General features: G+C 68.1%; 11 protein-coding genes and 1 tRNA gene. 2 read left to right on the top strand and 10 right to left on the bottom strand.

Features of this window, described 5'->3' with window-relative positions:
• Positions 1–140: 140 nt before the first annotated feature.
• The 3 genes from ACNJ7K_RS18475 to ACNJ7K_RS18465 form a co-directional block, all read right to left on the bottom strand.
• Positions 141–338, bottom strand: a complete 198-nt coding sequence (locus ACNJ7K_RS18475) for a hypothetical protein (protein WP_006552400.1) — start codon at positions 336–338, stop codon at positions 141–143.
• 265 nt (positions 339–603) lie between these two features.
• Positions 604–679 (bottom strand) — tRNA-Thr (locus ACNJ7K_RS18470).
• A 62-nt stretch (positions 680–741) separates the two neighbouring features.
• Positions 742–1929, bottom strand: coding sequence for a DNA polymerase III subunit delta' (locus ACNJ7K_RS18465; protein ID WP_487042035.1), 1188 nt, complete (start codon positions 1927–1929; stop codon positions 742–744).
• A gap of 91 nt (positions 1930–2020) precedes the next feature.
• On the opposite strand from ACNJ7K_RS18465, the gene ACNJ7K_RS18460 reads away from it, so the two are divergent.
• The gene (locus ACNJ7K_RS18460) at positions 2021–2413 is read left to right on the top strand and encodes a VOC family protein (RefSeq protein WP_268655062.1); all 393 of its coding nucleotides are present in this window, start codon (positions 2021–2023) and stop codon (positions 2411–2413) included.
• On the opposite strand, the gene ACNJ7K_RS18455 is transcribed toward ACNJ7K_RS18460, so the two are convergent.
• The 4 genes from ACNJ7K_RS18455 to ACNJ7K_RS18440 all read right to left on the bottom strand — a co-directional run bounded on the left by ACNJ7K_RS18455 (position 2350) and on the right by ACNJ7K_RS18440 (position 7153).
• On the bottom strand, positions 2350–3084 hold the full coding sequence (locus tag ACNJ7K_RS18455) for a helix-turn-helix domain-containing protein (protein ID WP_159416858.1): 735 nt from the start codon (positions 3082–3084) through the stop codon (positions 2350–2352). The two genes, ACNJ7K_RS18460 and ACNJ7K_RS18455, sit on opposite strands and share 64 nt — an antisense overlap.
• A 36-nt stretch (positions 3085–3120) precedes the next feature.
• On the bottom strand, positions 3121–6087 hold the full coding sequence (gene topA, locus ACNJ7K_RS18450) for a type I DNA topoisomerase (RefSeq protein WP_487042037.1): 2967 nt from the start codon (positions 6085–6087) through the stop codon (positions 3121–3123).
• A 93-nt stretch (positions 6088–6180) separates the two neighbouring features.
• Positions 6181–6786 carry a hypothetical protein gene (locus tag ACNJ7K_RS18445; protein WP_487042034.1) on the bottom strand — a complete coding sequence of 202 codons (606 nt, stop codon included), beginning with the start codon at positions 6784–6786 and terminating at the stop codon, positions 6181–6183.
• 163 nt (positions 6787–6949) lie between these two features.
• Entirely contained in the window at positions 6950–7153 is a 204-nt protein-coding gene (locus ACNJ7K_RS18440; protein ID WP_003935252.1) for a cold-shock protein, read from the bottom strand.
• Between the two features lie 454 nt (positions 7154–7607).
• On the opposite strand from ACNJ7K_RS18440, the gene ACNJ7K_RS18435 reads away from it, so the two are divergent.
• Positions 7608–9956 (top strand): DEAD/DEAH box helicase, encoded by a 2349-nt coding sequence (locus ACNJ7K_RS18435; protein ID WP_487042033.1) that lies wholly within the window; start codon positions 7608–7610, stop codon positions 9954–9956.
• 7 nt (positions 9957–9963) lie between these two features.
• On the opposite strand, the gene ACNJ7K_RS18430 is transcribed toward ACNJ7K_RS18435, so the two are convergent.
• Genes ACNJ7K_RS18430 through ACNJ7K_RS18420 form a run of 3 tightly spaced genes read right to left on the bottom strand, consistent with a single transcriptional unit; the run spans position 9964 to position 13551 of the window.
• Entirely contained in the window at positions 9964–11676 is a 1713-nt protein-coding gene (locus ACNJ7K_RS18430; RefSeq protein ID WP_487042032.1) for an ABC transporter ATP-binding protein, read from the bottom strand.
• Positions 11677–11680: 4 nt separating this feature from the next.
• The gene (locus tag ACNJ7K_RS18425) at positions 11681–12628 is read right to left on the bottom strand and encodes an ABC transporter permease (protein ID WP_120281231.1); all 948 of its coding nucleotides are present in this window, start codon (positions 12626–12628) and stop codon (positions 11681–11683) included.
• Positions 12628–13551, bottom strand: coding sequence for an ABC transporter permease (locus ACNJ7K_RS18420; protein WP_106200723.1), 924 nt, complete (start codon positions 13549–13551; stop codon positions 12628–12630). Before ACNJ7K_RS18420 ends, ACNJ7K_RS18425 begins: the two co-directional genes overlap by 1 nt.
• Between the last annotated feature and the right edge of the window lie 48 nt (positions 13552–13599).

Raw genomic sequence — 13599 nt, 5'->3', positions numbered from 1 at the left:
CTCGTTGTCCCGTTCCTCTCGGCCCGGGTCGGTGTCCGTGTCGCTCTGACCTGGAATAAGTTACGCGAACATCTCCGAGAACACCAAATCGCCAGCTCAGAGCGGGTTTATCGACTTACGGAGCGTCGTTGTGAGGGTGTTCAGGGGACCCAGTACTTCGCTGCGAGGTGCTGAACGATCGGATCGTCCTCGCCGGCCTGCTCCAGCATCGCGAGGTCGCTGCGGAGATCCATGAGGCGAGGGTCGTCCCCTTCCGCGTCGCCGATCGGCCGGCCCCCGTCCTCGGCGCGCTGCCGCAGGATCTTCTCCCGAACCCGGTCCTTCAACGACTCAGCCATGAGAGAAGCATGCTGCGCGGTGACCGGGTTGTCGAGGATTTCGCAGCCGTGTCCGAGACCGCTCTCGTGCGCGCCGATAGTCGCGGTCGCTTCGCGTCAACGGTCCTTGTCCCGGAAGACCCGGACGGCCATGGGCAGCACCACGGCAAGAGCGCCGATGATCAGGACCAAGGAGAACAGTTCCATCAACATGTCTCCATCATCCGTGCGAATCGCACAGCGCGCAGAAACGTCGAAGGCCCCTCACCGTGGTGAGGGGCCTTCGTGGAGCTGCCTGTCGGAATCGAACCGACGACCTTTTCATTACGAGTGAAATGCTCTACCGACTGAGCTAAGGCAGCGAGCCTTTCGGCGTCCGAAGTCTAGCGGACTACCCCCACCCCGACGCAAACCGGCACTTCGGCTACCGGAACGCCGAGCTCAACCGGGCTGCGAGCGCCGCGAGAGCGAAGCGGGGTTTGACGTTCTGGGCGAGCGCCTCCCGGCAGTCGAGGATGGCCTCGATGCACTCGAGCAGCGACTCCGGCCGGGTCCTCGACGCCAGGTCGGCCGCGCGATCCGACATGTCCGGATGGTTGAGCGTGACCCGCGACCCGAAGGCATGCACCAGTGCGTCCCGGTACAGGCCGGCGAGATCGATCAGGGCTCGGTCCATGATGTCGCGCTCGGTCCGCGTCTTCCGCGACTTCTGGGTGCGTTCGAGTTCCTTGAGGACCCCGGCCGAACCGCGAAGCGCACCCGCAGCTCCCTTGCCGGTACCGCCGGCACCGAGAGCGGTCCTCAGCTCCTCGGTCTCGCGCTCGTCGCGCTCCGCACTGATCTCCTTCGCCTCGGTCTCGGCGCTGCGGCCGAGGTCGTCGGCTGCGGAGTAGGTGGTGGCGGGGCGCAGGACCGCGCCGGCGACAGCGAGCGCACGTGCCCGGTTGTCGCGGGCACCCTCGTCGATGGCCAGCCGTCGGGCCCGGCCGACGTGGCCGGCGCTGACGGATGCAGCCCACTGCGCCGTCTTCGGATCGATGCCGTCGGTGGCTTCGAGGACGCGCGCGATGGCGTCGGCGCTGGGGGTGACCAACCCGATGTGACGGCAGCGCGAGCGCAGCGTCACCGAGATGTCCTCGGGATCGACCGACGGCGCACACAGGAGGAAAACCGTTCGCTGCGGCGGTTCCTCGACCACCTTCAGCAGCGCGTTCGCGGCGCCTTCGGTGAGACGGTCGGCGTCCTCGATCACCACGACCTGCCATCGCCCCGTGCTGGGACGCCGCGACGCGACCTGCACGATGTCGCGCATCGACTTGACGCTGATCGTCAGTCCCTCGGGCACGACCCGCCGTACGTCGCCGTGGGTGCCGGCCATCGTGGTGGTGCAGGCGTGGCATCGCCCGCAGCCGGGAGTCTCCTCGTCGGTGCACTGCAGGGCGGCGGCGAAACACAGCGCCGCGACCGAGCGACCGGACCCGGGAGGACCTGTGAACAGCCACGAGTGCGTCATCGCCGACCCGGTGTCGCCCCGACGGGCAGCTACCGCGGCCGCGACGAGTTCGGTCTCGACATCGCGTTGACCGACGAGACGATCGAAGACCCCGGGCATGCGCTCAGCCTAACGACCGGGTCCGACGGGTCCGGATCACGTGTCCGAAACGTTCAAGACGGCCGCACGTCCACGGCCCTACCGTCGGACCATGACCATTCATTTCTCCGCAGTGGGGCTCGTCGTCGCCGATCTCGATCGCTCCTTCGCGTGCTATCGCGTGCTCGGCCTCGACCTGCCCACCGAAGCACCCGAGGTACCGCACTTCGAGGTCACTCTCCCCGGTGGTCTGCGCCTGATGTGGGACACCGTCGAGTCCGTCCGCAGCTTCGATCCGGAGTTCGAGCCGTCGTCCGGAGGCGGGGCGGCGCTCGCCTTCGACTGTGGTTCCCCAGAGGCGGTCGACGAGACACTTGCAGCGTTGATCGAGGCGGGGTGCACGTCGACGAAGGCGCCCTGGGACGCATTCTGGGGACAGCGCTACGCGAGTGCGATCGATCCCGACGGCCACAGCCTCGACCTGTTCGCCGCGCTCCCGGGATGACTCCGGACGAGCTCACCGAGGGTGACACCCGACAGCGCACGAACGTCCCGGGCCATATGCGCCTGGTCGCTGTACCCGCAGTCGGCCGCGACCCGGGCGAAGTCGTCACCGGCCCGGGCACGCGCGACCGCCCGACGGAAGCGCAGTACCCGCGACAACGTCTTCGGTCCGTATCCGTAGGCCCGGGCCGAGCGACGACGCAGGGTCCTGTCGCTCCAGCCGAGGGTCGCGGCGACTTCCGTGACGGCCGCACCGGCGGCCAGCGTCCGCGCGAGGTCGGCCATCGGATCGTGTTCGTCGATCGCGCCCCGCACGGCGTCGACCAGCGCAGCGACGGGATCGTCCTCGGCTCGAACCGCGAGGAGACGCACACGACGTGACGGCCACAGATCGTCGAGCGGAACCCGTCGATCGGTCAGCTCGCTCGCGTCGACGCCGAAGAACCGCGCCCCCAGGCCGGGCTCGAACCGGACGGCCGTCAGCGGTCGGTCCGCCGCCAGATCGGAGAACTGGGACGTCGTGTCCGGGCCGGCGACGAGGAAGCCGCCGGCGTGCCGGATGAGGTCCATGCAACCGTCCGGCAGCACATGGGTTCCGCCTACGCGGGCACCGGACGGCTCGGACCGCCACAGTGTGACGCTGCGGATCCCCGTCGGCAGTTCGCGGTACACACCGTGAGGCTATCCGCGTACCCCGACGGGGACCCGTCAGTCCGTCGTCTTCTTCGCGGCGGCTTTCTTCGTCGTCTTCTTCGCCGCCGTCTTCTTGGCGGTGGTCTTCTTGGCGGCAGTCTTCTTCGCCGCAGTCTTCTTCGCGGTCTTCTTGGCCGGACCGCGTGCCCGACGGTCGGCGAGCAGTTCGGATGCCCGCTCGTCGGTGATGGACTCGACCTCGTCGCCCTTGCGCAGGCTCGCGTTCGTCTCACCGTCGGTGACGTACGGACCGAACCGGCCGTCCTTGATCACCATCGGCTTGCCGCTGACCGGGTCGGTGCCCAGCTCGCGCAGCGGCGGCGTGGCGGCGGCCTGCCGGCCGCGGCGCTTCGGCTCCGCGTAGATCTTCAACGCCTCCTCGAGGGTGACGGTGAAGATCTGCTCCTCGTTCGCGAGCGACCGCGAGTCGGTGCCCTTCTTCAGGTACGGACCGTAGCGGCCGTTCTGAGCGGTGATCTCGTCGCCGGACTCCGGATCGACACCCACCACGCGCGGCAACGACAGCAGTTTCAGGGCGTCTTCCAGGGTGACCGTGGACAGGTCCATCGTCTTGAACAGCGAACCCGTGCGAGGCTTCGGGCCGGTCTTCTTCGCGGCCTTCTTCGCGGGAGCCTTCTTCGCTGCCTTCTTGGCGACGGCCTTCTTGGTGGCGGTCTTCGTGCCGCCCTCTCCCTCCGAGCCGAGTTCCTCGACGGGGATGGGCGTGACGTCCGGCTCCGGTTCGGGCTCGGGTTCGGGATCGGGGATCAACTCGGTCACGTAGGGACCGAAGCGACCCTCCCGCGCGACGATCTCGTAACCGGTCGACGGATCGACACCGAGGACGCGTCCCTCCTGCGGCGTCGAGAAGAGCTTCTCGGCGTACTCGAGGGTGAGCTCGTCCGGCGGCAGGTCGTCGGGCAGGTTCGCCCGCTGCGAGGTCGGCTCGGCGTCGGGGTTGTCGGGGTCGGTGACCATCCGTTCGAGGTACGGACCGAAGCGACCCACACGCACGTGGATCTCACGACCCTCGGAGTCGTCGAACAGGCGGATGGAGTTGATCTCGCGGGCATCGATGTCCTCGAGGTTCTCCCCCACCAGCTTCTTCAGGCCGCCCTTGCGCGCGACCGACTCCTCGTGACCGTCGTCGCTGCCGAAGTAGAACCGCGTCAGCCAGTCGGTGCGCTGCCGGTGACCGGAGGCGATCTCGTCGAGATCGTCCTCCATCCCGGCCGTGAAGTCGTAGTCGACGAGCTGGGCGAAGTGCGCTTCGAGCAGGCCGATGACGGCGAACGCCACCCACGACGGGACGAGCGCGCTGCCACGCTTGTAGACGTAGCCGCGGTCGAGGATGGTCTTGATGATCGACGCGTAGGTCGAGGGCCGGCCGATCCCGAGCTCTTCGAGCGTCTTGATCAGGCTCGCCTCGGTGTACCGGGCGGGCGGGTTGGTGGAGTGACCGTCCGGATCGAGCTTCGTCGCGGTGACCGACGCGCCCTCGGACAGGTTCGGCAGACGCGACTCCGCGTCGTCCGACTGGCCGCCGGCCTCCTCGTCGACACTCTCGACGTATGCCTTGAGGAAGCCCGGGAACGTGATGGTGCGGCCCGACGACGAGAAGGTGCACTCCTCGCCGCTGCCCGCGGTGCCGGTGATACGCAGCGTCAGCGTCGTGCCCCGCGCGTCGGCCATCTGCGAGGCGACGGTGCGCTGCCAGATGAGCTCGTAGAGCTTGAACTCGTCGCCGTCGAGGCGCGCGTGCAGCTCGCCGGGGGTGGCGAAGACGTCGCCGGCGGGACGGATCGCCTCGTGTGCTTCCTGCGCGTTCTTGACCTTGCGGGTGTACTGGCGCGGCGTCGGATGGACGAACTCGGCACCGTACAGCTGGGTGGCCTGTGCGCGGGCCGCCGCGATCGCCGACTCGGACAGCGTCGTCGAGTCGGTACGCATGTAGGTGATGTAGCCGTTCTCGTACAGACGCTGCGCGGTGCGCATGGTGCGCTCGGACGAGAACCGCAGCTTGCGGCCCGCCTCCTGCTGCAGCGTCGACGTCATGAACGGCGCGTAGGGCTTGCGGGTGTACGGCTTGCTCTCGGCCGACGACACCGTCAGCGCGACACCGGCGAGTGCCTCCGCGAGGCGGCGTGCACGGTCCTCGTCGAGGACGACGACACCGTTCGACTTCAGGTTCCCGTCGGGCCCGAAGTCGCGACCCGAGGCGACACGGGAACCGTCGACGTTGACCAGGCGGGCACCGAACGAACGGGGGCTCGCATCGGCGCCGGCGTCCATCGTGGCCGCGATGTCCCAGTACTCGGCGGACTTGAACGCCATGCGCTCGCGTTCGCGCTGCACGATCACGCGGGTCGCCACCGACTGCACACGACCCGCCGACAGACGGGGCATGACCTTCTTCCACAGCACGGGGCTGACCTCGTAGCCGTACAGACGGTCGAGGATGCGGCGGGTCTCCTGCGCGTCGACCAGGTCGTTGTCGAGATCGCGGGTGTTCTCGGCGGCCGCGCGGATGGCGGGCTCGGTGATCTCGTGGAAGACCATGCGCCGGACCGGCACCTTGGGCTTGAGGGTCTCGAGCAGGTGCCAGGCGATGGCCTCGCCCTCACGGTCGGGGTCGGTGGCGAGGTAGAGCTCGTCGGCGTCCTTGAGCAGGCTCTTCAGCTCCGAGACCTTGGTCTTCTTGTCGGCGCTGACGACGTAGAGGGGTTCGAAGTCGTGATCGACGTCGACACCGAGGCGCGCCCACGACTCACCCTTGTACTTGGCGGGGACGTCCGCGGCACCGCGCGGCAGGTCGCGGATGTGACCGACCGATGCCTCGACGACGTAGTTGCGACCGAGGTAGGGAGCGATCTTCCTCGCCTTGGTCGGGGACTCGACGATCACGAGCCGACGCGTGCCCGACGAACCGCCCGCAGTGCTCTTCTCCCGTGCTGCCACCGTGCCGCCCGCACCTTCCCTCATTGCCGACATGTCGTCTTGTTCGAAGACATGTATACCGACCCGTTCCCCAGACGCGGCCACACACAGGGTCGCACATCCTCGGGGAACGGCTCTTCACAAGTGATGATCACCCGGTTCCACGTGCGGCCAGATCCGTCGTGCCGCGTCGGCGTCCGGAGGTGCACCGATGTTCTCGACGAGCCTCGTCAGACGCCTCCGGCCGGAGATCCTCAACCCCGGCCCACCGGTGCCGTGCGTACCGATCAGGGTCGGTGCGATGCCGGCGCGCATGAGCGCCTGCGCCAGAACTGCATGGGTGTCGGGAGCCGTCGGATCCAGACCGAGAACATACTGTGCTCCCTCGACCTCCATGCGACCGGACGCGAGGAACCACGCCCGCTGGGCCCGCGAGGACGGAACCCAGCCGGTCGGGACCGTCTTGCCGTCGTTGCTGTTCCACTGGGTCGCGAGCGGGACGAGAGCGGAGTCGGTGGACGTGCTGACGGTGAACAGCTCACCGTCGACGGCGATGTCCGCCTCGACTCCCGTGTCGGTCACGAGCTGCACGATCGCACGGGCGCGCCATTCGGCGTCGACCTCCACGGTCAGCACCGCGCCGTCGTCGGTGAGACGCGCACGTCCGTGTGCCGCGAGCAGGCCGCTCAGGTCGGCCAGGGCGGGCGGCATCGTGTCGGCCCCGAAGAAGGACAGCTGACTCACGGGTCCTCCTCTCCCGGCTCCGTGAGCGCGACGAGGCGGCGAGGTTCCGCGACCGGTTCGCGCACACGTCCCGGAAAATGCATCGTCCCCCATCACCTGAGGCGACGGGGGACGATCGGGCGAGGTGGTTGACCTTGCCCGGTTGCTCGCTCGAGCGGGTGGATCAGAGTGCGCGCACGCCGGTGGCCTGCGGGCCCTTGGTGCCCTGACCGACCTCGAACTCGACTCGCTGGTTCTCCTCGAGGGTGCGGAAGCCGGAACCCTGGATCTCGGAGTAGTGAACGAACACGTCGGCGGAGCCGTCCTCAGGAGCGATGAAGCCGAAGCCCTTCTCCGCGTTGAACCACTTCACAGTGCCCTGTGCCATGCTTTTCCTTCTCTTTCTAACACCGGATTCGACGAACCGCCGGGTACGCGATCCGCCAGGTCCCGGTTCCGACCGCTGTACTTCTCGAGTCCCCCGTTGGAAGAGCTAAAGCACCGCGCTCGCAACCATCGATCCTGCGAGCGTGCACTTTTCCAAGTCTACGAACACAGAAGCTGCGACCGGGTGTCAGTCAACCACGTTCTGGGCACGCGCAACAGTAGGAATGGGCACAAACGTGCCAATTCCCTGATCTTGTTCATGTCTCGGTAGCATTACCCACGGGTAGCTGTTGCTCCCATGTTACGGGAAGCCACTGTGGCCCCACTCGTCCCGGACCCGGGTCTCCCGCATCCGACACAGCCTCCCCGTATCCGACACAGCCTCCCCGTATCCGACACACTCCTATCGACAGACGTTTCCGACAGACACCTCGTCCGACCCAGCGGAGTACTGCGTGACCGGCTCGCCCTTCCTCCACAGCGGCGACGCCACCGCCCCCACCTACGGTCGTGAGCTGCTCGACCGGCTGCTCGCCGGCACCCCGACGGGCGAGTCACCGCTGACCCACGTCGCAGAGATCCCGGCCCGACCCGCCCACCACAGCGACTGGCCGCAGTGGGCACACGAGGACGTCGTCCGGGCCTTCCGCGAACAGGGCGTCGAGCGTCCCTGGCACCACCAGGCGAGCGCCGCCGACATCGCGGCCGGCGGGGAGAACGTGGTGGTGTCCACCGGCACCGCGTCGGGCAAATCGGTCGCCTACCAGCTGCCCGTCCTGAGCGCGCTCGCCGACGACCCGCAGGCCACCGCCCTGTACCTGTCGCCCACCAAGGCCCTCGGCGCCGACCAGCTGCGCGCGGTCACCGAACTGACCTCCGACATCGACGGCCTGTCGACCGTGTGCGCGTGCGCCTACGACGGCGACACCTCCACCGAGATCCGGCAGTGGACGCGCCGGCACTCGCGCTGGATCTTCACCAATCCCGACATGCTGCACCTGTCGCTGTTGCCCGCCCACGCACGATGGGCCCGGCTGTGGCGGCGCCTGCGGTACGTCGTCGTCGACGAATGCCACTCCTATCGGGGTGTGTTCGGCTCGCACGTCGCACTGATCCTGCGTCGGCTCCGGCGCGTCGCCCGCCGGTACGGCGCCGATCCCGTCTTCGTCCTCGCCTCCGCGACGACCGCGGAACCGGGGGCAGCGGCGTCCCGGCTCATCGGAGCACCCTGCCGCGAGCTCACCGAGGACGGTTCGCCGCACGGACCCCGCACCGTCGCGATGTGGGAGCCGCCCCTGCTGCGCGAACTCACGGGCGAACACGGCGCTCCGGTGCGGCGGGCCGCCGGGACCGAGGCCGCGCGTCTTCTCACCGACCTCGTCGTCGAAGGTGCCCGCACCCTGGCGTTCGTCCGGTCGCGTCACGGCGCCGAGCTCACGGCCATGGGTGCACGCCGGCTTCTCGCCGAGGCGGCACCGGATCTCGTCGACCGGGTGGCGGCCTACCGCGCGGGCTACCTCGCCGAGGATCGGCGCGATCTCGAGGCCGCTCTCTCCGACGGCCGTCTGCTCGGCGTCGCCAGCACCAACGCCCTCGAACTCGGAGTGGACATCGCCGGTCTGGACGCGGTGATCGTCGCCGGATTCCCGGGCACGGTCGCGTCCTTCCGGCAGCAGGGCGGTCGCGCCGGCCGCCGCGGGCAGGGTTCGCTCGTCGTGCTGGTCGCGCGGGACGATCCGCTCGACACCTATCTCGTGCACCATCCGCAGGCACTGCTCGACCGGCCGGTCGAGGCGACGGTCACCGATCCGAACAATCCGTACGTGCTCGGACCCCAACTCCTCTGCGCTGCATCGGAACTGCCGCTCAACGATGCCGAGGTCGAGGAGTTCGGCGCGCTCGACGTCCTCACGGGCCTCGCGGAGCAGGGACTGATCCGGCGCCGCCCGCACGGCTGGTTCGTCACCCCGGGAACGCAACCCCACGGCGATGTCGAGATCCGCGGCGGGATCGGCCACCAGGTCTCGATCGTCGAGGGCGACACCGGTCGCATGCTCGGCACCGTCGATGCCGCCCGCGCCCCCGCGACCGTTCACCCCGGAGCGGTGCACCTGCACCAGGGCGAAACCTTCGTCGTCGACGAGTTGTATCTCGACGACGGCATCGCCCTCGTGCACGCCGAGGACCCGGAATGGTCGACGAGCGCACGCGAGATCACCGACATCTGCTGCATCTCCGTCGACGAATACCGCGAGTTCGGGCCCGTCACGGTCGCGTCCGTGGGGGTCGAGGTGACGCATCGCGTGGTCGGCTATCTGCGCCGCCTGCCGTCCGGGGAGGTGCTCGACCAGATCCCCCTCGACATGCCGGAGCACACGCTCGACACCCGCGCGGTGATGTACACGATCGACCCCGACCTGCTCGACCGGATCGGGGTGACCCCCGATCGCGTACCCGGCGCACTCCACGCCGCCGAGCATGCCGCGATCGGTCTGCTCCCCCTGCTCGCGACGTGCGATCGCGGCGACATCGGCGGTGTCTCCACCGACCTGCACCCCGACACCGGGCTGCCCACCGTCTTCGTCTACGACGGACAGCCCGGCGGTGCCGGATTCGCCGAACGCGGATACCACCGGATCACCAAATGGCTCACCGCGACCCGCGATGCGGTCGCGGCGTGCGAGTGCGCCGCCGGATGCCCGTCGTGCGTGTACTCCCCCAAGTGCGGGAACGGCAACGATCCTCTCGACAAGGCCGGCGCGGTCGCCGTCCTCGATGCCGTCCTCGCTGCGATCGGGGGGTGACGCCGGTTCAGGCCACCGGCGCGCCTCCGGCCTCGGCGCGTTCGGCGGCCAGCAGCGCGGCACGCGCCTCGCGGCGGCGCGCCTGCTCGGCCGGATCCGGGACGGGAACGGCCGCCAGCAGTCGCTTGGTGTACGGATCCGACGGCGAACGCAGGATGCGATCGGTCCGATCGAACTCGACGAGCCTGCCGGCGCGCATCACGGCGATGCGACGGGCGAGCACCTCGACGACGGCCAGGTCGTGGCTGATGAACAGGCACGCGAAGCCGTACTCACGCTGCAGTTCCCGGAACAGCTCGAGCACCTTGGCCTGCACCGACACGTCGAGCGCGGAGGTGGGTTCGTCCGCGATCAGCAGTGTCGGTTCGAGCGCGAGGGCCCGGGCGATGCCGACCCGCTGACGCTGTCCGCCGGAGAGCTGGTGCGGATAGCGGTTGCGCATGTCGCGGGGCAGATGGACCTGATCGAGGAGTTCTTCGACCTTCTTGTCCCGCTGCGTGCGGTCCATCTCGGTGTGCAGCAGCATCGGCTCGGCGATGGACTGTCCGATCGGCCACCGCGGATTGAGCGACGAACCCGGATCCTGGAAGACGATGCCGATCTTGCGGCGTACAGGACGCAGGTCGCGCGCCGACATCTTCGTGATGTCCACACCGCCGACGGACAACGACCCCGAGTGCAGCCCGACCAGGCCGACCGCGGCCTTGCCGATGGTCGACTTACCCGAGCCCGATTCGCCGACGAGCCCGACGACCTCACCGGGTTCGATGTCGAGACTCACCCCGTCCACAGCGCGGAAACCGCTGTTGCGTCGGGTACCGGGGTACTCGATCACCGCGTCGACGAACCGGAGCGCGTACTGCACGTCCGGAGTGTCGTCGGCACCCACCTCACCGGCGCGCGAGCCGAGGTGGGGCACCGAGGCGAGCAGTTCGCGGGTGTAGGCGTGCTCCGGCGTGCCGAAGATCCGATCCGACGTCCCCTGCTCGACGATCGCACCGTCGCGCATGACGATGATGCGGTCGGCCATGTCGGCGACCACACCCATGTCGTGCGTGATGAGCACGATCGCCGCGTCCACCCGCTCGCGCAGGTCGCGCATGAGCTGCAGGATTTCCGCCTGCACCGTCACGTCGAGAGCGGTGGTGGGTTCGTCGGCGATGAGCACCGACGGCTCGGATGCCAGGGCCTGCGCGATCATCGCGCGCTGACGCTGACCGCCGGAGAGCTGGTGCGGGTAGTAGCCGACGCGCTTCTCGGGTTCGGGCATGTCGACGAGACGCAGCAGCTCGACCACGCGCTCCTTCGCCTCGGCTTTCGTCACGTCGGCGTGCGCTCGGATGGCCTCGGTGATCTGCCACCCGATCGTGTAGACGGGATTGAGAGCCGTCATCGGCTCCTGGAAGATCACGGCGATGTCCTTGCCGCGCACCGAGTTCAGCTCGCGTTCCGTCAGACCGACGAGCTCGCGCCCATCGAGGGTGATGCTGCCGTCGACCCGGCTGTTGTCGGCGAGCAGACCCGGTACCGCCATGGCGGTCGTCGACTTGCCCGAACCGGATTCGCCGACGATCGCCACGATCTCTCCGCGCGCCACCTCGAACGAGACGTCGCGCACGGCGGTCCGCCAGGTCCGGTCCACCTCGAAGTCGATGGTCAGACCGGAGACCTCCAGGATCGGGGCGCCGGGGGTGGTCTTCTCGCGCGTATCGAGACTCATTGCGTCAGCTCCGTTTCGGGTCGAGCGCATCGCGCAGCGCATCACCCATGAGAATGAAGGCCAGCACCGTGACCGACAGGAATCCTGCCGGGAACAGCACCAGATGCGGCGAGGTAGAGAGGTAGCTCTGGCCCAGGTTGATCTGCAGGCCCCAGGACATGGCCGGCATCTGCAGACCGATACCGAGATACGACAGCGCAGCCTCGGCCGCGATGAACGTACCGACGGCGACGGTGGCGTACACCAGCACCGGGGTCAGGGCGTTCGGCAGGATGTGCCGGACGAGGATGCGGAAGGTCGACGCGCCGAGCACCTGCGCCGCCTGGACGTACTCACTGCCCTTGACCGCGATGACCGACGACCGCACCAGGCGCATCGCGGTCATCCAGCCGAAGGCGATCAGCGCCATCGCGACCGTCAGGGCCGTCCTCTCACTGGTCACGGTCAGCAGCACGAGCGCGCCGAGCAGGAGCGGGATGCCGAAGAATACATCGGTGAACCGCGCCAGCACGCTGTCGAGGATTCCTCCGAAATATCCTGCGAGCGAACCGATCAGGACACCGATGACCAGCACACCGATGACGGCCAGCAGACCGATGGACAGCGACACGCGGGCGCCGTAGACGACGTTGGCGTAGTAGTCGCAGCCCTGCAGATCCGTTCCGAACCAGTGCTCCGCGCTGGGTGGGAGACGGGTGTCCGACAGGTCGCAGGCCCGCGGATCGATCCCGCGGGCGAACACCTGCGGCACCACCGCCATCGCGACGAGGACGATCGTGATGACGGCTCCGAACCAGAAGAACGCGCTGCGGCGCAGCTTCTTCCACGCGTTGCCCCACAGACTCGCCTGGCCGACGAGCTCGACGGCCTCACCGGTCACGACATTTCCCGGCTCGCCTTCCTGCACGGCGTGCTGGCGGGCGGCCTCGGCGTTATTGGAATCCATCACCACTACTCGTATCTGATCCGTGGGTCGAGGAAGGCGTACAGCACGTCCACGACGAGATTGAAGAAGATGTAGAAGAAGACCATCAGCGTGACGATGCCGACGACCACTGCACCTTCCTGGTTCTGCACAGCGTCGAAGATGGCGCGGCCGAGCCCGGGAATGTTGAACACGGACTCGGTGATGATCGCGCCGCCGAGCAACGCCCCGATGTCGGCACCGATGAACGTCACGACCGGGATGAGGCTGTTGCGCAAGGCATGCCGGGTCACGATGCGGCTGTATCCGACGCCCTTGGAGCGGGCGGTGCGGATGTAATCGGCCGCCATCGACTCCGAGACCGCGGTGCGCGTCAGTCGTGCCACGTAGGCCATCGACAGGGATGCGAGCACCAGACCGGGCAACAGGTAGCTGTACCAGCCGTCGTTGATACCGGCGATCGGGAACAGACCCAGCTTGTACCCCAGGACGTACTGCGAAACGAACCCGAGGACGAACACCGGGATCGAGACGAGCAGCGTCGACGAGACGAGCACGAGATTGTCGAAGAAGGAATTGCGGCGCAGCGCTGCGAGCACACCGGCCGTGACGCCGATGAGGATCTCGAAGACCACGGCCACCGCGGTCAGCTGGATGGTGACCGGCAGCCGCTGCGAGATGGTGTCCAGCACCGGCCTACCGGAGAAGTCGGATCCGAAGTCGCCCTGGAACAGTCCACCGACGTACTTGATGTACTGGACGAAGAACGGATCGTCGAGGTTGTACTGGGCGCGAAGCTGCGCCACGACCGCGGGAGCGAGCGGGCGATCGCCCGCCAGCGCGCGAATGGGATCGCCCGGAAGGGCGTAGACCATCGCGAAGATGAGGAACGAGGCACCGATCAGGACCGGAACGGTCAACAGCACTCGGCGCGTGATGAAGCGACCCACTGGGTTCTCCTATACGGAACAGAACGTCCTACGCGGGTGGTGGGGTGT

Source organism: Rhodococcus shunpengi, from assembly GCF_048381395.1.
GTDB lineage: Bacteria > Actinomycetota > Actinomycetes > Mycobacteriales > Mycobacteriaceae > Rhodococcus.
This window is presented reverse-complemented; position numbering and strand designations above follow the sequence as displayed.

Coding starts and splice junctions, on each gene's coding strand:
- ACNJ7K_RS18475 (WP_006552400.1), bottom strand. CDS start 338: ATGGCTGAGTCGTTGAAGGACCGGGTTCGGGAGAAGATCCTGCGGCAG.
- ACNJ7K_RS18465 (WP_487042035.1), bottom strand. CDS start 1,929: ATGCCCGGGGTCTTCGATCGTCTCGTCGGTCAACGCGATGTCGAGACC.
- ACNJ7K_RS18460 (WP_268655062.1), top strand. CDS start 2,021: ATGACCATTCATTTCTCCGCAGTGGGGCTCGTCGTCGCCGATCTCGAT.
- topA (WP_487042037.1), bottom strand. CDS start 6,087: ATGAGGGAAGGTGCGGGCGGCACGGTGGCAGCACGGGAGAAGAGCACT.
- ACNJ7K_RS18440 (WP_003935252.1), bottom strand. CDS start 7,153: ATGGCACAGGGCACTGTGAAGTGGTTCAACGCGGAGAAGGGCTTCGGC.
- ACNJ7K_RS18430 (WP_487042032.1), bottom strand. CDS start 11,676: ATGAGTCTCGATACGCGCGAGAAGACCACCCCCGGCGCCCCGATCCTG.